Raw genomic sequence first — 24,020 nt, forward strand, 5'->3', positions numbered from 1 at the left:
GAGCAGGCCAGCAGCGTGCTGACCATCACATTCAGGAGGACCACCATCATGGACAACCGCACCACTTCCAACGTACTGACCGTCGCGGGCTTCGCTTCCATTCTGGCGTCCATCGCCATCTGGTTTACCACCGGCGGCAAGGGCAGCGGCGACGAGCGCGCCCACGGTGAGCGTTTCGGCATCTTCGTGGGCCTGTGGGCCCCCACCTTCTTCGTGCTGGCCAACAAGTACAACGAGCTGGCCGCCAAAGACGAAGAGTAAACGAACCCAACTGAAACTGCGGCGCTGAACGATTGAATGTTCAGCGCCGCAGTTTTTTGGCCGCCTCTTCGGGCGTGATGTCGCCGCGCTCAAGCTGGCTGAGCACCTCGTCGCGGGGATCGGCGACCTCGGATTCGTAGCCGATGGCCCGCAGCAGGTTGTCGAACCGGGCGCGCACGGTGGGGTAACTCAGGCCCAGAATGCGCTCGACTTCCTTGAGGTTGCCGCGCACCTTGATGTAGAGGCGCAGAAAATCGAGTGTGTCGGGCGCGAGGGTGGCGAATTCATTGAGTTCGAACTCGCCCTGGATGGTGAGGCCCGCCTCGGGAAAACGCAGCTCGGTGACCAGCGGGGCCTCGGTCACATCGGGGAACGGCAGGGGCAAAGAGCGGCGGGGCATGGAGTTCAATCTAGCGCTCCTTGAGCAGAGAACAGGAGAAACCTGCCAGAAGAAACCCGGTCGTCACCGGGCCGCTCTGGCAGGCTGGGCAAGACGCCCCTGGCGGCTGCCTCACTTCACCGTCAGCCGCACCTCGTTGCCGTTCTCGTCCTCAGATTCCAGCAGCGGCCCCAGCGGGGGATTACTTTCCAGCAGCAGTTGCAGGGCTTCCACGCTCAGGCCCATATTAGCCAGCGACTTGAGGGCCTGCGGCGGAATCAGTTTGCCGACGTGGGCCGCGAGGCTCATCGGCAGGTTGGCGCTGTAGCTGCCGCCGTTCTGGTCTTCCACCTCGATTCTCAGGATGCTGCCGGGGCGCTGTGGGCCGGGCGGGCGGGCGCTGTTGGAAGTCACATTGCTGGACACACCCGGCACGCTGTCGAGCGCCCGCTCCACGGTGTCGGTGATGCGCTCGGCCAGGCCGTCGAGGCCGCCGAGCCAGCCACCAGCTTTGGGCGGGGGCGGCGCTGCGGGCGCACTCGGCACGCTGCGGGCGCTGGCCGCCGCCGCCTTGGGCGGGTCGGTGCGGGCATACAGAATGTCGGTAACCCGTTCAGGGCCGAACCCGTCGGCCACCAGCAGGGCAAAGATCGGCGCGAGGGCGTCCTCGCTGAGCGCCAGCTTGGGGTGTAAGGCGGCCAGCAGCGGCGCGGCGTCCTCACTGCTGAGGCGGCCCGCATGAACCAGGCCCAGAATCCGGCGAATCTGCTCACGCATGGGTCACTCCTCCCGGCAAAACGTCCTCGGCATTCAGGCGCACCTGGCCCGCCGAAACCTGACACGACAGCCCCGCCGCGCCGCTGCCCAGCGTGCCGCTGTAGGTGGCATTGAGCATCCCACCTCGCTTATGGGTCTGGAAATTGCTGACGAGCTGGCCCACCGTGACCTCGGCGCTGAGCTGCACACTGCTGCCGGGGAGCAGGTTGAGGTTGGCCGCGCCGCCGTTGACTTCCAGGCGGTGCTGACCCTCGGTGAGCAAACCGGTCCAGTTGAGCATCCCGCCGTTGACCTCGGCGATCAGTGTCTGGCTGCGCTCGATCTTGCCGTTGCCACCGTTGATTTCCAGGTGCAGGTTGCCGCCGACCTCGCCCGCCGTCAGGTTGCCGCCGTTGATCTCGGCCTTGAGGTGGCCCACGTTGCCCACCCGCACATTGCCGCCCGCGACTTCGACTTGCAGTTCGCCCAGCACGTCCGGCAAGACCAGTTGCCCACCTGCCAGCTCGGCCCGCACGTGGCGCGGTGCGAACGGAACGCTGAGGGTCACGCGCCTGCCGCCGAAGCGCAAACCGTGTTCCTGCTTGAGGCTCCAGCCCTTGTGGGAGCTGAGCAGCGTCAGGCCGTCGGTGTCGCCACTGAGGATCGGGGCGCTCAGCGAGGTATCGGTGCTGACGATCAGCGAGTAGCCCGCGATGTCGAGGCGCAGGTCGCTGGGCGTGTCGCCTTCCTGGTGCGGCGCGACTTCCCTCACCAGCTTGTTGACCAGCTTGCCGATCAGCGGCGCAGCGGCGGAGAGACCGGGGATGGTGGGAATATTGCTGCCCAGGCCCGCGCCCTCAGCAGGTGACGTCGGCTCAACCGGCTTGCTCAACTCCACTGGGGCTGGGGGGACTGGTGATACCGGGCTGGCCGTGTTCTCGAAGGTCTCGATGCCCTCACCCAGCAGATCGGCGGCTTCCTCGGGGGTGAGTTTGCCTTGCGCCACCAGCGTCTGAACTTGCAGGCGAAAGGCGTTCTGGTCTGCCGCATGCTGTCCTCCCGTGTTCTCGTCGTTCATATGTCCTCCAGGCCGTACCGGGTCAGGCGGTCGTCGCCCTTCCTCTGAGCTCTTTATAAACCTAAAAGTGCCAGATTGTCAAGTTTAGATTTCTATTCAAGATTTTAATGTCGAAAGTGGGAGCCAAAAGGGCAGCTCAGACCGGAATAAGGCGCGATTAGAAAGCCGACCTTTACAAAATGTTATGCCGTTCCGGTGTCCCTTCTGCCCCGCTATGCTGGACGGATGACCGCGCCCCAGCACCCCAGCACCCCACCCGACGACCTGACGCCTGCCCAACGCACCGAGGTGGAACTACTGGCACGCGGCAAGGCTGAGCGCTCCAAGGTGATCCGCGACGCCAAGCTCAACGAGACGCCGGAGATCGCCCACGAGTTTTTGCTGCGCCGGGGGGTGTGGGACGAGTTGCGGGTGCCGTACGCCGAGCGGGCGGGCATTGACCTGAGTGACATCGCCCTGCCGGTGCCCGAACTGCCAGGTGAGACCCGCCTCGACCTGACCCACCTTCCGGCCTACGCCATCGACGACGAGGGCAGCCTGGACCCCGACGACGCCATCAGCCTGGAACCACTCTCCAGCGGCTGGCGGCTGTGGGTGCATGTGGCGGACGTGGCCGCACTGATCGGGCCGAACAGCCCGCTGGACCTGGAAGCCCGCGCGCGCGGCGCGACCCTGTATCTGCCGGACCGAATTTACAGCATGGTGCCGAACTCGGTGGTGGAGCAACTCGGCCTGGGCCTGCACCCGACCTCCCCGGCGCTGAGTATCAGCATCGACTTCGACGCCGAGTGGAACGCCGACACGGTGGACGTGCAACTGACCACCATCAAAGCCGAGCGGCTGAGTTACAGCGCCGCGCAACTCCGGCTGGACGCGGGCAAGGAGCCGTTCGTGACGCTCAGATCACTCTATCTTGCCAGCAAAAAGCAGCGCGAGGCCGAGGGCGCACTGACCATCGACCTGCCGGAGGTGCGCGTCAAGTTGCACGGCGACGAGATTGAAATCAAATCCCTGCCCCGGCCCGAGACCCGCCTGATCGTGCAGGAGTGCATGACGCTGGCGGGCTGGGCCGCCGCCATCTACGCCGACGACCTGGAGATTGCGCTGCCCTACGCCACCCAGGACGCCCCCACCCGCGAGGTGCGCGGCGACGACCTTCCGGCGCACTGGGCACGCCGCAAGACGCTGGCCCGCACCCGCTTCCGGCCTTCACCGGGGGCACATCACGGCATGGGCCTGGACGCCTACGCACAGGCCACCTCGCCGATGCGCCGCTACCTCGATCTGGTGGTGCACCAGCAGCTCCGGGCCGCCCTCAAGGAGGAGCCTGGCCTGACGGGGGGCGAGATCGCCGGGCGGGTCGCGCAGGCCGAGATGAACGCAGGCGGCACCCGCACCACCGAGCGACTCACCCGCCGCCACTACACCCTGGTGATGCTCAAGCGCCAGCCTGGGCGCATCTGGGACGCGCAGGTGGTCGAGCGGCGCGGCCCGCAGGCCACCGTGCTGATTCCCGAACTGGCCTTAGATACCCTGATGAGCACGGCAGCCCCCACCGGCACGCTGCTGAAGGTGCAGGTGGCGGAAGTAGATCTGCCGAATCTGGGGGTGCGGCTGCGGGAGATACGGGGGTGAGAGCTAGCTCAGCTCCCCCAGAATCTCGCTGAGTTCCTTCTTGATGCAGGTGAACATCGGCACGTCGCGCAGGGTGTAGCTGCTGGCCTCGGTGTAGCGCAGACGGTGAACGAGGTCCACAAATTCCTGCGGGGTGTCGGAATCGAAGCTGACCACGAATTCCTGATCGTCGATGCCGTAGGAATAGCTGGTGTTGATCCGCACGCCCTTGAACGGCGCAGAGGCGTAGATGTGCTCGTCCATCATGCCCTGGCGAGAATGCGGCGTGAGCTTATACCAGGGCCGGGTCTTGATGAAGGGGTAGATAAACAGAAACTGGCCCTGCCCCGGCAGCACTTCCAGGCCGTGCCCGCTACCCTCGACGCGGTTGACGTACTGGCTGCGCTTTTGCATCGAAACATAGTTGTAAGGCTGCGTCAGGTAGCCCATCAGGCGGGTGCGATTGAGGCGGGCCTGGGCATCCGCAAACTCGCGCACATCGAAGGCGATTCGCCACAGCATGAAGTCCACATCGGCCCGCACGCCCATCAGCGAGTAGGTACGCTGAATGATGCCCTTCTGCTGGGGCGCGTCCGTGACCCAGCCCGCAGCCGCCGCCAGAAACTCAGCCTTGATCTCCGCCTGCTCGCCGCTCGGTAAGCGCCTGAAGGCCGGGTCGAGCTTGTAGAAGGCGTAATTGAGAAACTGGCGGTTGGCCCTATCGGGTTCGCGCTGCGTGACCTGACCACTGGGATCGAGGTCGACCATCATCTTGGGGCGGCCTGCGGGCCTGGCGGGCGGTGTCTCGGCGGCCTGCGTCGGCATCTGGCTATCCAAACTTTCTTTGGATGATTCGGCGCTCATTTCACGACCTCGCCGATCAGGTTGGTCTGAAGGCCGAAATTGTCAGCGTAGAGCGCTTGAATGCCGTCGTACTCACTGGCCGTCAGCGGGGCAGCGTCGAAGGCGGCAACGTACTCGTCCAATCCCTTCTGGTTGTAGATGTTGGGCAAGACGCTGGCCATCATGGGCGAATGCAGCGCGAATTGCAGGGCCAGTTGACCGATGGTGCGGCCCTTGCCCTCCACGAATCCGGCGTCGATCTGTTCGGCTTTCTGAAGGCCGTCTTCCATCCAGGCTTTTTTCTTGGCGTTGGTGGTCATGCGCCAGTTGCGGTGGTCGCCCGGCTCAAACTCGGTTTCCAGCGTCATGTAGCCTTCCAGGAGGCCCGAAGCGTGCGGCACGCGGGCAATCACGCTGACGCCCTCGGCCTCGGCCACCTTCAGCACTGGCCCACCGATGATCTGCTCCAGCAGGTTGTAAATGATCTGCGGCGGCGCGTGGCGGTCTTTGATGGTGGCGATGCCCTCGTCGACCTGGCGCTCGTTGAGGGCAGGTCCGAGTGCGGTGCCGTAAGCGCGAATCAGCCCCTCAGCTTTCAGCTTGCCGAGTTCGGCCCACAGATCGTCGGCCAGCGCCGAGCCGCGCTCGATGGCGTTCAGGCGCGGATTGTGGAGCTGGTAGTAATCCAGATAATCGGTGCCGAGGCGCTTGAGGCTGCCTTCCAGCGCCTTGCGGAGATACACGGGCGTCCAGTCGTGGGGGCGCTCCTGCTGGCCGGGGCGTTCGGGGTTGGAGTAGATGTCGTAGCCGAACTTGCTGGCAATGACAATCTTGTCGCGCACGTCGCCGAGAGCGCGGCGCTGGAGTTCCTCGGCCTTGCCGGAAGCGTAGGTGTCGCCGTTGTCGAAGAAGGTGACACCCAGGTCAAAAGCGCGGCGCAGCAGCTGTTCGCCCATCTGCTCGTCCTTGACGCCCCACCAGGTCGTGCCCACCGTCCAGACGCCGAAGCCCAGAGCGCTGACGGTGAGATCGGTGCCGTGCAATTTGCGGTATTCCATGTGGGCAGTCTAGGCCGCACCGGGGAGGACAATGCACCCCGAACGAGCGGTCAGGGCGTGAAGAGAGCTGAGGGGGGAAGGGTACTTGCTACGCCCATTCACCCCCTCCCAATCCCCCACTCAAGGGCGAAGGGGCAAAAGCCGAGTCAATCACGGCCTTCCATCCTGCCAATTATGAGTAAGCCTTTTGCACAGCGCCCACCACGAAAGCGTCCACCAGTCTGAAATGTTGGCGCAATCAACTGCCAGAAAAGCCGGAAGCTCCATCCTGAGCGGAGCGACCAACTTCCCACTCCCCACCGGGGAAGGGGCTTCTTGGGCAGAACGGACGCCCTTGAGGACGTCTGCCCGCTGAGGGAAGGGGCAACCGCAAAAGCCCAAACAACTGCTCAGCCGCTAAGCATCTCGCCGCAACTTGCCGCACCACCACCATGCCAGCGCAAACAGCCCCGCCGCCAGCCAGAACACCGCGTCGTACCCCAGCTTGTCGGCAATGACGCCGCCCAGCACCGGAGCGAACAATGCCATCCCCACCAGCGTATTGAGCGTGCCGATATAGCGGCTGCGGCTGTGCGGCGGCGAGATGTTGAGCAGGTGGTTGGTGTGGCCCAGGTTAAAGCCCTGCGCCGCCACGCTGGACATCACAAAGACCGCCAGATACAGCCAGCCGACCTGACTCTGCCGCGCCCCGCTGCTGACTTCGCTGCCCGCGTGCGACGGCCCAAAAAACCACCCTAACCCCAGCGCGATCAGCGGAGCCAGAAACGCCGCCGCCGCCGAATACCGGATAATCCGGCGCGAGCCTTTGCGCTCGGCGACCCAGCGCCAGACGATATTCGAGAGCGGCGCGACCCCGGTGATGGTCATCAGAAAGACGCCCAGCATGCTGCTCGGTACCCGCAACTCGCGCAGCGCGTAGACGGTGTAAAAGGGATCGGCCAAACTGGCGAAGGCCAGAATCAGCCGCACGCTGAGAAAGGCCCGGAAGTGGGCGTCGGCCCGGAGCAGTTGCGGAATGGCCTGGAGTTCCTGGCGGATGTCGGAAGCGGGCTGCGCTGCGTCGGGCGGCTCCTGCACCCTGCCGAAGATCGTGTAGGCGGCGGTGTAGGCCACTGTCGCCAGCGCGAAGATCAGGACGTAGGTGTACGGAAAGCCCAGCCCCGACCCCAGAATCCAGCGCACGATCAGGCCCGCCGCGAAAGCCAGCAGCCCGCCGCCCAGATTGCGCACACCGAAGTAGGCGGACCGCTGCTGAGAGGGCACCGTCTTGCTGACCACTTCCAGAAACGGCAGGCCCGAGATGCCCGACGCCAGCGCGTTGATGCTCATGGCCACGACGAACAGGCTCAGGCACAGCGCCGGAGATTCCCACAAGAAGGCCGTGATCAGCACCATCGCCAGGTACGAGCCGATACGCACACTGGCCGAGGACCGATAGACCGGCAGCTTGTACGGCAGCGCCCGTACCCTGGCCGCCACCAGAATCTGCGGCAGCATCCAGCCGCCCTGGGCAATGGCCGGAAGCAGCCCGATCACGGTATTGGACGCGCCCAGCCGCGAGGCGAAGCCCGCCAGCACCACCGAGGTATTGAAAAACCCGTCGCCAGTAGAAGCCAGAAACCCGTTGAGGATACCCAGGCGGTAATTGCGGGCGTCGCTCGCCACTTGATCCGGAGTTACGGAATCAGGCTGGGACGGAGCCTTGTTGGGGGCAGCGCGGTCAGACTCTGGCGCGGTGGACACAATTCTCAGTATGCACCTCACTGTCTGCGCCCCCGGCTTTCCCGCCGCCTACAACCCCCTCTACGGCAGCCGTCCCAGCAGGGGCACCACAATCGCCACTCCCACCACGCTCAACAGGGTGGTGACCAGCACCGTCGAGGCCACCGTGTCGCTGTCGGCGCGGTATTCCTTGGACAGCACGAAGGCGTTGACGGCGGTGGGCATGGCCGAGGACAGCACCAGCCCCTGAAGGTGCAGCCCGCGCAGCCCAATGGCGTAACCGATGATGAGGCCCAGCAGCGGCATGGCGAAGACCCGCAGCCCGCTGGCCAGCCACACCGGGAAATTCAGCCTGGGCCGCCCACCTGTGCCGAGCTGCACCCCCAGCGACAGCAGCACCATCGGCAGGGTCGCCCCCGCCAGCAATCCCAGGCCCCGGTCCAGGCCCAACGGCAGGGCCAGGTGTAGGCCGCGCATGATCAGCGCCGCCGCGATACACCACACCACCGGCAGCTTGAGCACGCCGCGCAGGGTCGGCCACAGGCCACCGCCCCCGCCGAAGATCAGCGGCCCCGCCGTGAAGGTCAGCACCACGCTGGACAGGAAGATCACCAGCGCCTGATCGAAGCCCGCCTGACCCAGCGCGAATAAGGCCACCGGCAAGCCGAAATTGCCGTTGTTCCCGATGGAAACGCAGGCCATCACCGCCCGGCGGGTGGGACCGGGTTGCCGGTAACCCGCCAGGTAGCCCAGCAGCACGCCCGCCCCTGACAGCACGAAGTAGGCCAGCACCAGTGTCGCCAGTTCACGCGGTTTGGCCTCGGTGTGCAGCAGCGTGTTGAGCGCCAGCGTGGGCGTCAGCAGATACAGGTTGAGGCGGTTGATGGTGGTGGAGTCCAGCGACAGTCGGTTGCCGACCAGCGCCCCCAGACCCAGAATCAGCAGCACCGGCAGCACCACCGTGAGAAGGGCACTCAGCATGGCCTAGAGCATAGGACGGCGTGGCGCGTGACGCAGTGGCGCTGGGTTACCCTCAGCGCATGTCTCCCCTGCCCTATCCGGCCTTCAAGCCCTGCCCCTGCGGCTCCAGAAAAAAGTACGCCGGGTGCTGCGCTCCGTGCCTGAGCGGCGAAACGCCCGCCGAGACACCCGAAGCTTTGATGCGCTCGCGCTATGCGGCCTACGTGCTGCAAGACGCTGCCTATCTCCTCGCCACCTGGCACCCCTGCACCCGCCCTGCCGAGCTGCGCCTGGGGCACACCGGGTGGCTGGGCCTCACCGTGCGCCGCACCGAGGGCGACACCGTCAGCTTCACCGCCCGCTATCAGGAGGGCGGCCAGCGTCAGTCACTCCGGGAGCGCAGCACCTTCGTGCAGGAGGGTGGGCGCTGGCTCTATCTGGACGGAGTGGAAGGCTAGTGTTGTCCCTGCGGTAGTACGCAGGCGGACACAGCCTTTCTTTTAAGCTGCCGACATGTGGAACCCGCAGCAGTACCTTCAGTTTCAGACCGAGCGTGACCGGCCCTTTTTCGATCTGCTGGCGCAGGTGGAAGGTGAGCCGCAGGTGGTGGCCGACCTCGGCTGCGGCACCGGGCACCTCACCGCCGCACTCTCACAGCGCTGGCCGGAAGCAGAAGTGGTAGGCATAGACAGCAGCGCCGAGATGCTTGAGCGGGCGCGTCAGCACACCTCGGCCAGGCTGAGCTTCCAGCAGGGCAATCTTCAAAGCTGGCGACCCGAGCGCGCGCCGGGTCTGCTGATCAGCAACGCGGCGCTGCAATGGGTGGCCGGTCACGCCGCGCTGATCCCCCGCCTGGCCGGACTGGTCGCTTCCGGCGGCACTTTCGCCTTTCAGGTGCCGGGCAACTTCACCGCGCCGAGCCATACGCTGCTGGCCGAGGTGCTGTCACGTCCAAGGTGGTCAACCGCCCTGAGCGAGGGCCGCGATAAGGCGGCGCTGGGCAGCTTCGGCCCCGCCGAATACACCGACCTGCTCGCGCCGCTGGGCTTTACCGTCAACGCCTGGGAAACCACCTACCTGCACCTGCTGCCCAACCCGCCGCAGGGCGGCAGCGCGGTACTGGAATGGGTCAAGGGCACGGCGCTCAGGCCGGTGCTGGCGCAACTCAGCGCGCCCGATGCCGCCGACTTTCTGGCCGAGTACGGCGCAGAACTTATCAGGGCGTATCCGGCCCGCAGCTACGGCACGCCCTTGGAGTTCCGGCGAATTTTCGTGGTCGCCCACCGGCGCTAAACCAACAGCGCTGAGTTATCGCCGCTGGGAGCCGCTGCGGGGCACCGGCACGGTCAGCACTTCCCAGTGGTGCAGCATCAGACCACTGAGGATCAGCATGAAGCCCAGCAGCAGCGCGAACAACGTTGGCTGCGGCCCCTGCGCGTAGCCGTAAGCGGCCACCACGAACAGCAGGCAGAGGGTCAGCAGCAGCTGGGGGCGCTGCGAGCGGCGGTGGCGGTAAATCCACAGACCGGCAAAAGTGGCGAACAGCAGCGGCAGGGCGAGAGTGTTGAGCATCTCTTGAGGCATTTCTCATAACGTATCAGGTGCTTTCTGACAAAAATTTGACTGCCTGAAGAAGACTAGACAGGGCCGGATTCAGATTCGCGCCGCCCGCAATTTCTCCTCGTCCACTTTATGATTGCGCAGCGCCGCCACGTCCAGCCAGCCGTCCCTGAATTCAATCGGCAGGTTAAGCAGATCGCCCTGCACCTTCAGCACGAAGCTCAGTTCGCACGGTTCGGTGACGCCTCCCTGGGTGCTCAGCAGCGCGGCGTGCAGGGTGCCGAGGCCGCTGCTGGCCTGCGAACCGATCATCACGCCCTTGCCTGCCTGCCGGGCACGCGCGAGCATGGCCAGGCCGTCGGTAAAGCCGTTGCGGGCCGTTTTGATGTTCAGAATGTCGAAGGTGTCGAAGGCCAGTTCGCGCTCCAGATCGGCGGGCGTGAAGCAGGAATCGTCGGCCACGATGGGCAGCTTGCCGCTGGCCCTGAGGGCACGGCGCTCATGCAGGAGGCGTACCGGCAGCGGTTCCTCCACATACGTCAGTCCGGCCTCCCGCATGGCCTCGAGGGCAGCAGGCGCAAGCTCGGGCGTCAGCGTCTCGTTGCTGTCGGCATAAAGCTGCACCGCGTCGCCGAATTCGGAACGCAGCACCCCAATCACGGTCAGATCGCGGGCGTGGTCGCGGCCCACCTTCACCTTCAGGACCCGCACGCCCTGTCCGACCACCCGGCGGGCTTCCTCCAGCATCTCGGCGGGCGTGCTGATCCCCAGGATGTAGGAGACGCGCACCGAATGCTGCGGTCCCAGCAGCACGTCAAAGAGGCTCTGGCCGCTGGCTTTCTGGCGGGCGTCCCACAGCGCCATGTCGAGTGCGCCCCTGGCCGTCAGGTTCTGGGCCACGCTGTTGCGGGCGGCGTTGAGGGCGGCCTCGTCGTGAATGTCCAGGCCCACGAAGGCGGGTTCGAGGTGCTTCAGAATGCCCAGCACGCTCGCCACCGTCTCACCGTAGATGGTGGGGCGCGGCGGCGCTTCGGCCTCGCCCACGCTGCCGTCTTCCAGATGAACCCGCACCAGCACATGCTCGGCAGCACTCAGGCGGCTGTGTGCGCCCCAGGCCAGCGACCCGTGCAGCGGCAGGCGGTAGGGAATCCCCTCCAGCCGGACGATCGTCACAGCCTTGCCTGTCACAACCAGCCCCGAATGCGCCGGGCCACTTCTTCCGGCGGCAGGGCAGCGGTGTCGAGACCCAGCACCCGTTCGGGCGGTAGGGTCAGCAGGAAGGTGCGGGCAGCGGCAGGGTCGTAGTTCAGCTTCTCAGTCAGCACAATTTTAGTTTTGGCGAGAATGTCGGCGGGCGAGTGGCCTGCTGACTCCAGGGCGGCGAGTTCGGCGAGCTCGGCAGGCGCAAAGACCTGCGCCGCGCCGGAAAGGGCCGCCAGCTCACGGGCCAAGTCGCCGCCGCCCGCAGCACTCACCTGATCGAAGCTGTCGTTCCGGCCCAGCAGTCGGCGCACCCGCAGCACATCGGGCGCGTGCAGGTTGACAAATCTCCACCCGGCAAACTGCTCGGCGGCATACTGCACCTCATCGAGACCGCGCAGCCCGTCAAAGACCAGGCGCTCACCCGCTTCGGGCGCGGCCCACAGCCCGCCGAGCGCCTGTGCCATACCGCCAGGGTGGGCCTCGCGGTAGCGGGCGGTGAGGGCGAAACGCTCCTGACGGTCGGTCACGGACTTCCCTGCCAGCGGCCCGATCATCACGGCGTCCGTCACCTCGCGGCGGTCCGGCAAAATCCGCAGGCGTTCGGCACCCAGGGCGGCCAGGGCGGTGCTCTTGCCCACGCCCGTCACACCGACCAGCACGATCAGCGGCAGGGTGGAGAGTGGCTGAGCATTCGGCGGCCGGATATTTGATCGCTGGGCCTCTGATGGGCGGGCCTGACCCGGCTGCGATTCCTGACCGGGCCAGAGACCGGACAGAGAAAAATAAAGCGTCATGGGCCGCAGTCTAACGGTCTGGACAGACCCGGCTAAAGGTTTGCCAAAGGCTAGGCCAAGCCCATGTAAGCGCCGTGACGTTTCGCACACGCCTGACAGCGGCCTAGACTTCTCTTCAGGAGTGTCTATGGCTTCTGGCGTCATGGACCGCTTTTCAACCGATGTTCACCCGCCGCGTCAGCAGACGTTTTCGGCCCAGCTCAATCCAAGGAGACTTTATGGCGCGACTCAAAGGCAACAACTCAGGCGGCGGCGGCCTGGCATGGATCATCGGGATCATCGTGGTGCTGGTTTTGCTGTACCTGCTCTACCGCTTTTATCTGCAACCCAACGGCCTGCTCGACCTGGGGTTCTGATCCCGGATTTCTAGGCCCCGACACAGCGGTTTTTGATTGTTCACTTACATTCCAGGGAGACTTTTATGATTAAAGGGAAAGACATGATCGGGCGCACGGTGGTCGCCATCAGCAGCGGCTCGAATATCGACAAGGTCCACGACCTGGTGTTCGACCACGACGCCAATCAGGTGCTGGCCCTGCTGGTCGACGAGGGCGGCTGGTTTCGCTCAGCCAAAGTGGTGCCGTTCGAGGCGGTTCGCAGCATCGGCGAGGACGCCGTGATGATCGCCGACGAGGGCGACGTGGTGAGTGCGCGCGACGACTCGCGCATCGCCGACCTGCTCGATACCAAGGTGGGCCTCATCGGCCTGCAACTGCTGACCACCGATGGCCGCGAACTCGGCAGGATCGCCGACGTGTACTTCGAGGAAGTCAGCGGCAAGGTGGTGGGCTACGAGGCCACTGGTGGGCTGTTCTCCGATCTGTCGAGTGGGCGCACCTTCGTGCCCGCACCCGAGAGCATCAGCATCGGCGACAACGCTGCCATCGTACCGGTGTCGGTGGCGCAGGCGATGGAGGAGCAGGAAGCGGGCGGCTTTCAGGGCGCGCTCAACCGGGCGGGCGACAACATCAGCCAGAACTACGAGAACCTGGCGACGGCCACCAAGTCGCGTCAGAAGGAATACGTAATCGGCAAGGTAACGGGCAGCGACGTGACCACCCAGGACGGCGTGGTGCTGGTGCCCAGGGGCGAGACCATCACCGCCGAGCAGGCCGACACTGCCGAGGAACAGGGCCTGCTCGGTTCGCTGGTCGCGGCGGCCACCGGCGGCAGCATGCAGGCGGCCTACAGCAGCGCGGCGACGGGCGTGCAGAGCCGGGTGGACGACCTGAGCAGCGCCTCGCAGGACCGTCAGGCCGAGTACGTGGTCGGCAAGGCAGCGGGCAGCGACGTGATGACCGAGGACGGCGTGATTCTGGTGGCGAAGGGCAGCATCATCACCGCCGAGCAGGCCGCCAGTGCCCGCGAACACAGCTTGCTGGGCCAGCTCACGGCGGCTGCCACCAGCGGCAGCGTGCAGACCCTCTACGCCAGCGCCTCGTCGAGCGTGCAGAGCCGGGTCGAGGACCTCAGCAGCGCCAGCCGCGAGCGTCAGGTCGAGTACGTGCTGGGCAAGGTGGCGGGCAGCGACGTACACGGCGACGACGACACCGTGATCGTTCTCAAGGGTCAAATGATCACCCCGCTGGCGGTGCAGAGCGCCGAGGAGAAGCACGCCCTGGGCCGTCTGGTGGCCTCGGCAGCGTCGGGCAACGTGCAGAGCGGCGTCGAGCGCCTGAGTGGCGGCCCGTCCGTCAGCACGGCCACCGACATGCCAGCCGCCACACCTGCCGTCAGCGCCCTGGGCCGCCGGGTTCGCAGCGACGTGTACGGCCCCAACCGCACCCTGATCGCCGCCCAGGGCCAGATCGTGACCCAGGGCGTGCTGGAGCGTGCCCGCATTCTGGACCGTGAAGCTGATCTGCTGGCCGCCACCGGGGCCGGGCAGCCGGTGACCGAGGGCAGCGGCCCGTCCACCAGCGATCAGCTCTCGGCGGGGCTGAGCAACGTCAGCGCCGGGGCCAGCAATTTGTTCGACCGGGCCAAGCAGTGGCTCGGCGAGAAGCGCGACGACGCCGGGGAAGCCGTCGATCAGCGTCAGCAGGAAGCGCAGAAGCAAAAAGAGCGTGACGCGGTTGGCCGCCCAGTCAACCGGGTCATCCTCGACCCCGCCGACAACATCATTCTCAACATCGGCGAGATCATCACCCATAAGGCGGTGGCTGCTGCCCGAGAGGCCGACGTGCTGGACATGCTGCTCGACTCGGTGAGCAAGGAAACCGTCAGCATCAACCCGCTCGACGTGCGTCCCCACGAGACCGGCACCGCCGCGCTGGAAGCCGTGAACGAGGCCGATCTGCACAAGCCCGACACCAAGTCGCAGCCTTAAGCACACAGCCGCAACTGAGCGTCAACCATCAGCGCCGCACTCCAAAAAAGGAGGCGGCGCTTTTTGAGCTGGAGTCTGCCCCACGTCACCGTCCCACCCGCTGCCCGCGCTAAACTGCCGGACGTGCCCCAACGCGCTCCCGCCCATCTCACCCGACTGGAGATCCGCAACCTCGCCACCGTCAAAGCGCTGGAACTCGAACTGCGCAGCGGCTTCTCGGCGTTTACCGGCGAGACGGGCGCGGGCAAGAGCATCATCGTGGACGCGCTGGGGCTGCTGCTGGGCGCACGGGCCAACACTGACCTGATTCGCAGCGGCGAGAACGACCTGCTGGTCACCGGCTTCTGGGGCGAGGACGCCCTGTCACGCAAGCTGACCCACCAGGGCCGCAGCAATGCACGCGTGGACGGCGAGGTGGTGTCGCTGCGCGAGCTGGCCGACGTGTCGCAGTCGCGCCTCACCATCCACTGGCAGCACAGCGCCCAGAGCCTGCTGAGCGCCGCCAACCAGCGTGCCCTGCTCGACCAGCTCATCGCCGGTGACCTCACGACCTACCAGGCCGCCTACCGCGCCTGGCAGGACGCCGCCGGGCGGCTGGAGCGCCTGCGGACTTCCGGGCGAGACCGGGCACGCCAGCTCGACCTGCTGCGCTTTCAGGTGAACGAACTGGCCGGAGCCGCCCTGCGAGACGGCGAGGAGGAGCCGCTGCAAGCCGAACTGGTGCGGCTCTCAAATGTCGAGGCCACCGCTTCCGGCGCGGCGGGGGCGCTGGAACTGCTCAGCGACGGCGAGGTGAGTGCGGCGGGACTCATCGCCGAGGCGGTGCGGGCGCTGAACACTCCGGCCCGCTACGACGAGGCCCTCTCACAGCTTCAGGGCGAACTCGGCGCGGCGCTCGACAGCTTGCAGGCGGTGGCGGGCGAACTCCGCAGCGTGGCTGAGGACCGCGCCCCCGACCCCGAGGCACTCTCGCTGATTGAAAGCCGCCTGGGCCTGATCGGCAAGCTGCGGGGCAAGTACGGCCCGGCCCTCGGCGACGTGCTGAATTTTCAAATCGAAGCCGAGCGGGAACTCGCCGCCCTGGAAACCGACGAACATGACGCAGGCACCCTGGAAGCCGAGGTGGACGCCTTGCAGGCCAGAGCCGCCCAGGTGGCCCTCACCCTGCGGGCCGCCCGCCAGCAGGCCGCCGCGCCGCTGGCCGCCGATCTGCTGCGCATCATCCGCGAGCTGGGGATGCCCCACGCCCGGCTGGAATTCGAGCTGCGCCCGCTCGGCACGCCTGGTCCACACGGCCTGGACGACGTGAGCATCCGCTTTACCGCCAACCCCGGCGAGGTTCTCGGTGATCTGGCCGACACTGCCTCGGGCGGCGAACTCTCGCGGGTGATGCTGGCCATCAGCACGGTGCTGGGAGCCGGAACGCCCAGCGTGGTCTTTGACGAGGTGGACGCGGGCATCGGCGGCGCGGCGGCCCTGGCGGTGGCCGATCAGCTCGCGCGCCTGGCCGACTCGCGGCAGGTGCTGGTGGTCACCCATCTGGCGCAGATCGCGGCCCGCGCCGACTGGCACTTCAAGGTCGAGAAGGCTGTGGAAGCGGGGCGCACCGTCAGCCGGGTGCGGCTGTTGTCGGGCCAGGAACGGCTGGAGGAAATCGCCCGGATGCTCAGCGGCAATACCTCGGAGGTGGCCCTCTCACACGCCAGCGAACTGCTCACGGCGGGCGCGGCCACAGGAGCCGGAAAGAAGAAGAGCAAGCCCGGTAAGGCCAGTCTGTCAACACCCTGAGCCGCCAAGCATGAAGGCCAGCTTCATCCTCCTTCAGTCGTGCATCAGCCCTCCCCACTAAGATGAGCAGCATGAAGAAATCTGCGGGCATTTTCTCGGGCGCGGGCGCACTGCTCGGCGCGGCGCTACTGTCGGGCTGCACCATGCAGGGCGCGGGCAACCTCAAGGTGCATGAGGTGCTGTTCTACGGCTCCTCGCAAGACCGGCTGACGTGGGTCTACGGCAGCCTCACCGGCGGCAAGGGCAGCCTCAGCCTGGCCGGACAGACCCTGGAACTCCGCCCACAGATCAGCGATCCACTGGGCACGCCGGGCAGCCTCAGCGTGGGCGGCCGGGCCGTCTACAAGAGCAAAACCAGCAGCGCCCTGCCGCGCTCCAGCGTGGTGCAGCAGGGCATGACCTATACCGTGAGCGCCAATCAGAACATTGCTGCCACCTACCTGGTGACCGGCGGGGCCTGGTACCGGCTCAGCGGCGCACTGGCGGCGGGCAGCGAGGTGCAGGCCACCGCCCAGCCGGTGGGCGGCCTGAGCGGCGCAGGCCAGCTCACTGCCAGCGAGGCCAGCGTGCTCAGCAGCGCACTGGGCACCCAGGGCACCTTCACGGTGACGGTGCTGCCCGCAGACGAACTGCCCGACGCGCCACTGGCCGCGCAACCTGCCCCCACCGAGACGCTGCGGACCGGGCTGTACCTCCAGCCGCTGTCGGTCATCACCTCCACGACGACCACCACGACCACCAACACTGGAAACACTGGAGGCACTGTGACCGGTTCCGGCTCGAACGCGCCCGTGCCTTCTGGCACCACCCTGAAGTTTCGCGAGGTCGCCAGCGGCAGCAACGCCCTGGCCAGCACTCCGCAGGTCAAGCTGGCCTCCAGTCAGGACGATCTCGGCGCACTCTGGAACTCGGCCTACGGGCGTCAGGTGCCGGTGCCGCCCACCCCGATCATCCTGGGCCAGACCGCCGTGGGCATCTTCCTGGGCAACCGCCCCACCGGGGGTTACGGTGTCACGGTGCAGTCGGTGAGTGCCAGTGGCTCGGCGCTGAACATCACGGTGAACGTGCGCGCTCCCGGCCCCGGCAGCATCACTACCCAGTCGATCACCAGTCCCTGGACCATCGTGGCGGTGCAAGGCCAGTTCGCCAGCGTCACTGTGCGCGACCAGAACGGGCAGCGCCTCGGCCAGTAAAGGCCCGCCGGGGCTCTCTCATCTGGGCTGGGTCAATGGTCGCCGCTCCAGCCCTTAAACTGCTCTGACTATGACCAGACTCAACGGCTCCTCTTCCAACAACCGCATTGTTTTGATTGTCGGCACCCTGGTGGCCCTGCTGCTGATCGGCGTCACCGTCTGGGCGGTGCAGCGCAACCAGACAGCCGCCACCCAGGCCAGCACCAAGACCTTCGACCTGACCGGCCAGCCGTTTCTGGGCAAGGCCGACGCCCCTGTGACCCTGGTGGCCTTCGAGGACTTCAAGTGCCCCAACTGCAAGAATTTCGAGGAAAACATCTACCCGCAGATCAAGTCGAAGTACATCGACACCGGCAAGGCCAAGATGTACAAGATCAACTTCCCCTTCCTGGGTGACAACCTTCCCACCAACGACTCGGTGCTGGCAGCCCAGGCGGCAGAGTGCGCCTACGACCAGACTGGCAACGACGGCTACGAGGGCATGTCCACCATCATGTTCCGCGCCCAGGGTGACGAGACCCAGGTGTGGGCCACCAAGGAGAAGCTCGAAGACCTGGCCGGCAGCGTCGACGGCCTCGATATGACCAAATTCAAGACCTGCCTCGACAGCGACGCCACCAAGGCCCGGGTCGAGGCCGACAAGCAGCAGGCGGTCAACGCAGGCGTCAACTCCACCCCCAGCGTGTTCGTCAACGGCGTGCTGGCGGCAAACTTCAGCGCCGATGAGATTGGCAAGGCGATTGACGCCGACCTCGCCAAGAAGTAAACCGTGACCCGCGACAACCGTCTGTATCTGGCCTGGGTGGTGGCCCTGGTCGCCGCGATGGGCAGCCTGTATTTCTCGGAGATTCGCGGCTTCGTGCCGTGCATCCTGTGCTGGTTTCAGCGCGTCTTCATGTACCCACTGGCGATTGTGCTGGGGGTGGCGGCGCTGCGTGCCGATTTCAATATCCGGGTCTACGGGCTGAGCTTGGCCGCTGTCGGCTGGCTGATCGCCCTCTACCAGAACCTCGAAGTCTGGGGCGTGGTGCAGACCCTCAAAGCCTGCACGGCAGGTCCCATCGGCACTGGTTGTGACGCCAAGTGGCCGATCTTTGGCAGCAACCTGAGCAGCGTGTCCAATGTGGTCACCATCCCGGTGCTGAGCCTGGTGGCCTTCACGCTGATCATCCTGCTGCTGAGCTGGCCGCGCCAGCGGGCCTGAACCGAGCGCCGCAGAGCAGAAAAAGCCGGAGCCTTGGTGCGCTCCGGCTTTTCTGTTTCGGCAGCATCAGAAACTGTAGTTGACACCCAGCCGGAGCAGCGGCCCGGTGACGCCGCCGAAGAAAGTCGCCACACCCGCCTCGGCGAAGATGCCCAGCCCCGGCCCGCTACGGACACCGACCAGACCGCCCAGTCCGAAATAGGTGGACTGATCGCCGGGCGAAATATTGGCGACTGCCGCTGCCAGGCCGCCGTACACCCGCCAGCGCTCGGAGAGGGGACGGCTGATCAGCAGATCGGCCTCGGCCCCCAGCGCACTGGCAAAGGTCGGCAGGAAGGCGCTACTCAGCAGCACCCGGCCTTCCAGCCGGTTGGACCCGGTATCCGACAACCGGGCGTAGCCTCCGGCAGACACCAGAAAAGGCGGCACCCCGCCGAGTTGCACACCGTAGCGCCCGGCAAGAGGCGGAGCGTCAGGCGCTACGGCGGCCTGGGCAACCGCCCCAGAGACCGAGAAACAGACGGCGAGGCAGGCGGTCAGCAGGAGGGGGAATCGGGGGTTCACGCGCACGATTTTGCCACAAGTTGAGCGTCTGAAGGAGTCGGGAAGTACTTCATCTATTATGTTTTCAGCAGAATTATGCTACAATACTTCTATGACTGCAATCCTCAAAACGGTAGCCCCTACCCTTCAGATCGGCAGCGCCCGGGTGCCGCAGAGTGCGGACGGACGTCTGCACGCCGCCAGCGCTCTGGCCGTGCTGGGGCTGACCCAGGCCGCCGGGTGGGCACGCCAGGACTGGGAAAGCCCACACTGGGCCGCCTTCGAGCACACGCATCAGCTCAGCCGGGTGCTCAGCGACTTTGGTGCGGGACCGGAACCGACCCTCAGTGTGGCCGAGTTCGTGGCCCTGGCCGCCCGCAGCGACACCACCCCCGCCCGCCGGATTCAGCGCCGGATGCAGCAGAGCTACGCCCGCGCCCTGACCGGCGACATTCACCTGGCCGCCGAGATTGCCGAGCGCAACGCCGAGCCGCTCTCTCGCAGCTGGCTCCACGCCCGGCTCGAATCGCAGGACGCCCGCCGCACGTTGATGAGCGCCGCTGCCCGGCACGGCGGTCACGGCCCGGTATTTGGGCAGCTCGGAAGCGTCAGTAACCGCAGCGTGCTGGGTAAAGACAGCGCCACCCTGCGCCGCGAACGCGGGGTCAAGCACACCCGCGACGGCCTGAGCACCGACGAACTGCGCCGCCTGTCGTACCTCGACGCCGCGACCGCCGCCGCGCTGGAAGGCGGCCAGATCGAGGGCAACGACGCCATCCTGGAACTGCACCGCAAGGTTGCCAGACGCGAACGTCAGACCTGGGCGGGCGGTCTGGAGCGGGCCAGCTAAGTTCCACCAGATCAGCCACCCATACAAGCGCCGACCCGTGACAAGATACGGGCGGCGCTTTTGCTGTGCCGACACTTGCCGTAGCAACGCTGGGCAAAGCGCTGGCTTCCAGCACGCCGGGGAGAGAGTGATGAGCCAACCCGAATTGCCACCGCCACCCACGCCCGCACCCGACTGGGGCCGCGCCTACACCGCGCCGGACCTCACGGTTTACTACGACAAAGCGCGCTGCATTCACTTCGCCGCCTGCATTCGCGGATTGCCGCAGGTCTTCGATACCGCCGCCCGGCCCTGGATTCAGGCCGACGCCGCGCCCGCCGAACAGGTGGCCGAGGTGGTGCGGCGCTGCCCCACCGGGGCACTACACTATGCGCTGAAGAACGGCCCCGCCAAATCTGCTCTCGCTGAACCGACGGGGCCGACCAGCATCGAGGTCCGCGCCAACGGCCCCCTCTTCGTGCGCGGTGATTTGATGATCGCAGGAGCGCAGGGCAGCGTCCGTGACACCCGAGCCGCCCTGTGCCGCTGCGGGGCGAGTCACAACAAGCCCTACTGCGACGGCTCGCACCGCCAGAGCGGGTTCGAGGCAGCAGGCGGAGAAAGGATCAACACCGGCTGAACAAGCCGCGCGCACCTGTCTCCCCCAGTACGCCGCCCGCCAACCTTGTTTATGCTGTCGCTATGTTGATCTCCCCCACTGACCCCGCACCCCGCCCCATTCCCCGCTTCCGGCAGAGGTCCACTTGAACGCCGAGATTATCAGCGTCGGCACCGAGTTGCTGCTGGGCGAGATCGTGGACAGCAACGCCGCCTTCGTGGCCCGCGAACTGGCAGCGCGCGGCGTCACCCTGCGGCGCAAAGCCACCGTCGGCGACAACCTGGAGCGCATCAGCGGCCTGATTGAAGAAGCCCTGACACGGGCCGATCTGGTCATCCTGGGCGGCGGCCTCGGCCCCACCGACGACGACCTGACCCGCGAGAGCATCGCGGCAGTGGCCGGAGAAACGCCCACCGAAGACCCCGAACTGCTGATCTGGCTGGACGATCTGTTCACGTCGCGGGGCCGGGTGATGGCCCCGATCAACCGCAAACAGACCTGGCTGATTCCCTCGGCCCAGGCGCTCCCCAACCCGCTCGGCACCGCGCCGGGCTGGTTCGTGACCCTGCCGCCGGACCACGAATTTGCTGGAAAACGCATCGCCGCCCTACCGGGGCCGCCACGCGAGATGACCCGGATGTTCAGAGAAGAGTTGCTGCCGCGCCTGAACCTGCCGGAGTGGGCCTTCTGGGCGGTGACACTGCACACGGCAGGCATCGGGGAAAGCAACGTGGCCGAGCTCCTGGGCGAGCTGACGCGGGTGGCCAATCCCAGCGTGGCGACCTACGCCCGCAGGAGCGGAACCGACGTGCGGGTGGCGGCGAGTGCCGCGACATCGGGTGAGGCCGAGCACCTGGCCGCCCCGGTGCTGGCCCAGGTGCGCGCCGCGCTGGGCAACTACATCTGGGCTGAGGAAAAGCCCGGCGACCCACCTGCCACGCTGGCCCGCGCCGTCGCTGCGTTGCTGGCCGGGCGCAGCCTGGGCATCGTGGAGGCGGGCAGCAGCGGTAGCCTGGCGGTGCAGTTCGCAGGCGAGTCGGCGCTGAAAGGCGTGGCCATTTCCGACGACCACGCGACCCTGCTCACCCTCGGCCTGACGCCCGTGACGCTGGGCGAGGCCGGGCTGGGCAGCCAGGCCGCCGCGCTGGAACTCGCTCACGGCGCACGCGAACGCTTCGGCGCGGACATGGGCCTGAGTGTCAGCGCCGTCACCCAGGGTGAGGCAGCAGGGCAGGTGGCGGTGGCCATCGTGGGCGAGAACCTGGAGCGCAGCGCCCTGGTCAACTGGCCGGGCGACGCCGGGCAGGTGCGCGAGCGGGCCGCCACTGCCGCGCTCAATCTGGCATTCCGGGCGCTGGGTCAATCGCCAGTGGGCCAGGTCTCCACAGGCCAGCAGGTCAACTCATGACCGGGCCGCGCCGCACCAGCAAGCCGGACACCAAAAAGGCAGGCAAGGCAGATACCAGAAAGCCAGGCAAGCCGGGCAACAGGAACGGTCCGCCGCAGGAAGTCAGCTCCCACGAGGCCCGCCCACGCTTGTTCTACGCGCTGAAAGTGCCGCCTGAGGTGGCCGAGCAGCTCGCCCTCGTCCAGAAAGACCTGCGCGGCAACTGGCGCTCGGTGCGGGCCGATCAGCTCCACGTGACGCTGGCGTACCTGCCGGGCGTCGATCCGACCAAGCTGGACGCCCTGAAGAAGCTGGGCGACACGCTGACCCTGGACACGCCGCCGCTGGGCCTCAAGCTGCGCGGCACCGGCTACTTTCCCAACGAGGGCAGCCCGCGCGTGTGGTTCGTCAAGGTGGAGGCCGAGGGCCTGGAAGACCTCGCCGCCCGGCTGCGCGTGGATCTGGCCGAACTCGGCGTGGAAACAGATAACGCCGGATTCAAGGCCCACATCACCCTGGCCCGCAAGAAGGGCGCGGCTCCGAGGGTGCCGCCCAGGCTGTTCGAGACCGGCTGGGACGCGGGCGCGGTCACACTCTACCGCAGCCACCTCCAGAAGACCGGGCCAATCTACGAGAACCTGGCGATGTTTAAACTGCGCGGCGAATTACGTGCTACCATTATGTCCAGCACTGAATCAGAAGCGATCGGCACTGCTGCCCTGAATCTGGAGGACACCCCATGAGCAAAGACAATCCCAAAGAAACCACCGCCGCCCCCAACAACAACGTGGAGCGCACCAAAGCCATCGACACGGCCATGAGCCAGATCGAGAAGCAGTTCGGCAAGGGCAGCATCGTCCGGCTGGGAGCCAATACCAAGCTCGACGTGCAGGTCATCAGCACCGGCAGTCTCAGCCTCGATCTGGCGCTGGGCGTCGGCGGCATCCCGCGCGGGCGCGTCACCGAGATTTACGGCCCCGAGTCGGGCGGCAAGACCACGCTGGCGCTGGCCATCATCGCCCAGGCCCAGAAAGCGGGCGGCACGGCGGCCTTCATCGACGCCGAGCACGCGCTCGACCCGGTGTACGCCCGCGCCCTGGGCGTCAACACCGACGAGTTGCTGGTGTCGCAGCCCGACAACGGTGAGCAGGCGCTGGAGATCATGGAACTGCTGGTGCGTTCGGGCGCAATCGACGTGGTCGTCGTGGACTCGGTGGCCGCACTCACCCCCCGTGCCGAGATCGAGGGAGACATGGGCGACTCGCTGCCCGGTCTGCAGGCCCGCCTGATGTCGCAGGCGCTGCGCAAGCTGACGGCCATTCTGTCCAAGACCGGCACCGCCGCCATCTTCATCAACCAGGTGCGCGAGAAGATCGGCGTGATGTACGGCAACCCCGAGACCACCACCGGGGGCCGGGCGCTGAAGTTCTACGCCTCGGTCCGGCTCGACGTGCGCAAGATCGGTCAGCCCACCAAGATCGGCAACGACGCAGTGGCGAACACCGTCAAGATCAAGACGGTGAAGAACAAGGTGGCCGCGCCGTTCAAGGAAGTCGAACTGGCACTGGTCTTCGGCAAGGGATTTGACCAGCTCAGCGATCTGGTGGGCCTGGCCGCCGACATGGACATCGTGAAAAAGGCGGGCAGCTTTTACAGCTACAACGAGGAGCGCATCGGCCAGGGCAAGGAAAAGGCGATTGCCTACATCGCCGAGCGCCCCGATCTGGAACAGGAGATCCGCGAGCGCGTCACCGCCGCCATCAAGGCCGGGAACGTCAAGGACGCAGTGAAGCCCGCCGCGCCTGAAGCGGAACTGGTGGCCGCCGAGTAAAACGCGAGCAGATGGATTGGAGAGCAGCGGCGAGGGTCGTTGCTCTTTTTTTGTCGTGTAGGCTTGGAG

26 protein-coding genes are annotated in these 24,020 nt (G+C 66.4%); 15 read left to right on the forward strand and 11 right to left on the reverse strand.

Annotated features, from left to right (window positions below; genetic code table 11):
* Positions 1-48: 48 nt before the first annotated feature.
* A complete protein-coding gene (locus N0D28_RS13010; RefSeq protein ID WP_260559922.1) occupies positions 49-261 on the forward strand; it encodes a hypothetical protein in 213 nt (70 codons plus the stop codon).
* 40 nt (positions 262-301) lie between these two features.
* Here N0D28_RS13010 and N0D28_RS13015 read toward each other — a convergent pair whose 3' ends face one another.
* From N0D28_RS13015 to N0D28_RS13025, 3 genes are all read right to left on the reverse strand, one after another.
* Positions 302-661: a DUF2089 domain-containing protein gene (locus N0D28_RS13015; RefSeq protein WP_260559923.1), complete on the reverse strand. Its 360-nt coding sequence runs from the start codon at positions 659-661 to the stop codon at positions 302-304.
* A 111-nt stretch (positions 662-772) separates the two neighbouring features.
* Positions 773-1,417 carry a hypothetical protein gene (locus N0D28_RS13020; protein WP_260559924.1) on the reverse strand — a complete coding sequence of 215 codons (645 nt, stop codon included), beginning with the start codon at positions 1,415-1,417 and terminating at the stop codon, positions 773-775.
* A complete protein-coding gene (locus N0D28_RS13025; protein ID WP_260559925.1) occupies positions 1,410-2,474 on the reverse strand; it encodes a DUF4097 family beta strand repeat-containing protein in 1,065 nt (354 codons plus the stop codon). The genes N0D28_RS13020 and N0D28_RS13025 overlap by 8 nt, the downstream gene beginning before the upstream one ends.
* A 225-nt stretch (positions 2,475-2,699) precedes the next feature.
* On the opposite strand from N0D28_RS13025, the gene N0D28_RS13030 reads away from it, so the two are divergent.
* Positions 2,700-4,109, forward strand: coding sequence for an RNB domain-containing ribonuclease (locus N0D28_RS13030; protein WP_260559926.1), 1,410 nt, complete (start codon positions 2,700-2,702; stop codon positions 4,107-4,109).
* A 3-nt stretch (positions 4,110-4,112) separates the two neighbouring features.
* Here N0D28_RS13030 and N0D28_RS13035 read toward each other — a convergent pair whose 3' ends face one another.
* From N0D28_RS13035 to N0D28_RS13050, 4 genes are all read right to left on the reverse strand, one after another.
* On the reverse strand, positions 4,113-4,859 hold the full coding sequence (locus tag N0D28_RS13035; RefSeq protein ID WP_260561905.1) for a chlorite dismutase family protein: 747 nt from the start codon (positions 4,857-4,859) through the stop codon (positions 4,113-4,115).
* An 89-nt stretch (positions 4,860-4,948) separates the two neighbouring features.
* Positions 4,949-5,989, reverse strand: coding sequence for an aldo/keto reductase (locus N0D28_RS13040; protein ID WP_260559927.1), 1,041 nt, complete (start codon positions 5,987-5,989; stop codon positions 4,949-4,951).
* A 396-nt stretch (positions 5,990-6,385) separates the two neighbouring features.
* On the reverse strand, positions 6,386-7,654 hold the full coding sequence (locus N0D28_RS13045; RefSeq protein ID WP_260561906.1) for an MFS transporter: 1,269 nt from the start codon (positions 7,652-7,654) through the stop codon (positions 6,386-6,388).
* A gap of 138 nt (positions 7,655-7,792) precedes the next feature.
* Positions 7,793-8,692 (reverse strand): AEC family transporter, encoded by a 900-nt coding sequence (locus tag N0D28_RS13050; RefSeq protein WP_260559928.1) that lies wholly within the window; start codon positions 8,690-8,692, stop codon positions 7,793-7,795.
* Positions 8,693-8,751: 59 nt separating this feature from the next.
* Between N0D28_RS13050 and N0D28_RS13055 the strand changes: the two genes are divergently transcribed.
* Both N0D28_RS13055 and N0D28_RS13060 read left to right on the forward strand, forming a co-directional pair.
* Positions 8,752-9,129: a YchJ family protein gene (locus N0D28_RS13055; protein WP_260559929.1), complete on the forward strand. Its 378-nt coding sequence runs from the start codon at positions 8,752-8,754 to the stop codon at positions 9,127-9,129.
* A 55-nt stretch (positions 9,130-9,184) separates the two neighbouring features.
* A complete protein-coding gene (locus N0D28_RS13060) occupies positions 9,185-9,964 on the forward strand; it encodes a methyltransferase domain-containing protein (RefSeq protein WP_260559930.1) in 780 nt (259 codons plus the stop codon).
* Between the two features lie 15 nt (positions 9,965-9,979).
* Here the strand turns inward: N0D28_RS13060 and N0D28_RS13065 are convergent, their stop codons facing one another.
* From N0D28_RS13065 to N0D28_RS13075, 3 genes are all read right to left on the reverse strand, one after another.
* Positions 9,980-10,243 carry a hypothetical protein gene (locus N0D28_RS13065; protein WP_260559931.1) on the reverse strand — a complete coding sequence of 88 codons (264 nt, stop codon included), beginning with the start codon at positions 10,241-10,243 and terminating at the stop codon, positions 9,980-9,982.
* An 81-nt stretch (positions 10,244-10,324) separates the two neighbouring features.
* The gene (locus tag N0D28_RS13070) at positions 10,325-11,404 is read right to left on the reverse strand and encodes an enolase C-terminal domain-like protein (protein WP_260559932.1); all 1,080 of its coding nucleotides are present in this window, start codon (positions 11,402-11,404) and stop codon (positions 10,325-10,327) included.
* Between the two features lie 11 nt (positions 11,405-11,415).
* Positions 11,416-12,228, reverse strand: coding sequence for a DEAD/DEAH box helicase family protein (locus tag N0D28_RS13075; protein ID WP_260559933.1), 813 nt, complete (start codon positions 12,226-12,228; stop codon positions 11,416-11,418).
* Positions 12,229-12,446: 218 nt separating this feature from the next.
* Here N0D28_RS13075 and N0D28_RS13080 point away from each other — a divergent pair, with 218 nt between their 5' ends.
* The 6 genes from N0D28_RS13080 (at position 12,447) to N0D28_RS13105 (ending at position 18,742) form a co-directional block, all read left to right on the forward strand.
* Positions 12,447-12,584, forward strand: coding sequence for a hypothetical protein (locus N0D28_RS13080; RefSeq protein ID WP_260559934.1), 138 nt, complete (start codon positions 12,447-12,449; stop codon positions 12,582-12,584).
* A gap of 65 nt (positions 12,585-12,649) precedes the next feature.
* Positions 12,650-14,557 carry a PRC-barrel domain-containing protein gene (locus N0D28_RS13085; protein WP_260559935.1) on the forward strand — a complete coding sequence of 636 codons (1,908 nt, stop codon included), beginning with the start codon at positions 12,650-12,652 and terminating at the stop codon, positions 14,555-14,557.
* Positions 14,558-14,680: 123 nt separating this feature from the next.
* Entirely contained in the window at positions 14,681-16,345 is a 1,665-nt protein-coding gene (locus N0D28_RS13090; protein WP_260559936.1) for a DNA repair protein RecN, read from the forward strand.
* 71 nt (positions 16,346-16,416) lie between these two features.
* Entirely contained in the window at positions 16,417-17,538 is a 1,122-nt protein-coding gene (locus tag N0D28_RS13095; protein WP_260559937.1) for a protease complex subunit PrcB family protein, read from the forward strand.
* A gap of 70 nt (positions 17,539-17,608) precedes the next feature.
* Positions 17,609-18,304: a DsbA family protein gene (locus tag N0D28_RS13100; RefSeq protein ID WP_260559938.1), complete on the forward strand. Its 696-nt coding sequence runs from the start codon at positions 17,609-17,611 to the stop codon at positions 18,302-18,304.
* A gap of 3 nt (positions 18,305-18,307) precedes the next feature.
* Positions 18,308-18,742 carry a disulfide bond formation protein B gene (locus tag N0D28_RS13105; RefSeq protein ID WP_260559939.1) on the forward strand — a complete coding sequence of 145 codons (435 nt, stop codon included), beginning with the start codon at positions 18,308-18,310 and terminating at the stop codon, positions 18,740-18,742.
* A 66-nt stretch (positions 18,743-18,808) separates the two neighbouring features.
* On the opposite strand, the gene N0D28_RS13110 is transcribed toward N0D28_RS13105, so the two are convergent.
* Positions 18,809-19,306 carry a hypothetical protein gene (locus N0D28_RS13110; protein WP_260559940.1) on the reverse strand — a complete coding sequence of 166 codons (498 nt, stop codon included), beginning with the start codon at positions 19,304-19,306 and terminating at the stop codon, positions 18,809-18,811.
* Positions 19,307-19,397: 91 nt separating this feature from the next.
* Here N0D28_RS13110 and ddrC point away from each other — a divergent pair, with 91 nt between their 5' ends.
* The 5 genes from ddrC (at position 19,398) to recA (ending at position 23,951) form a co-directional block, all read left to right on the forward strand.
* Complete coding sequence (gene ddrC, locus N0D28_RS13115; RefSeq protein ID WP_260559941.1) at positions 19,398-20,135, forward strand: DNA damage response protein DdrC; 738 nt, start codon at positions 19,398-19,400, stop codon at positions 20,133-20,135.
* A gap of 130 nt (positions 20,136-20,265) precedes the next feature.
* Entirely contained in the window at positions 20,266-20,754 is a 489-nt protein-coding gene (locus tag N0D28_RS13120) for a (4Fe-4S)-binding protein (RefSeq protein WP_260559942.1), read from the forward strand.
* Between the two features lie 124 nt (positions 20,755-20,878).
* Positions 20,879-22,141 (forward strand): CinA family nicotinamide mononucleotide deamidase-related protein, encoded by a 1,263-nt coding sequence (locus tag N0D28_RS13125; RefSeq protein WP_260559943.1) that lies wholly within the window; start codon positions 20,879-20,881, stop codon positions 22,139-22,141.
* Positions 22,138-22,863: an RNA 2',3'-cyclic phosphodiesterase gene (gene thpR, locus N0D28_RS13130; RefSeq protein WP_260559944.1), complete on the forward strand. Its 726-nt coding sequence runs from the start codon at positions 22,138-22,140 to the stop codon at positions 22,861-22,863. The genes N0D28_RS13125 and thpR overlap by 4 nt, the downstream gene beginning before the upstream one ends.
* Positions 22,860-23,951: a recombinase RecA gene (gene recA, locus N0D28_RS13135; protein WP_260559945.1), complete on the forward strand. Its 1,092-nt coding sequence runs from the start codon at positions 22,860-22,862 to the stop codon at positions 23,949-23,951. The genes thpR and recA overlap by 4 nt, the downstream gene beginning before the upstream one ends.
* The last annotated feature ends 69 nt before the right edge of the window (positions 23,952-24,020 follow it).

Source organism: Deinococcus rubellus (assembly GCF_025244745.1).
Taxonomy (GTDB): domain Bacteria; phylum Deinococcota; class Deinococci; order Deinococcales; family Deinococcaceae; genus Deinococcus; species Deinococcus rubellus.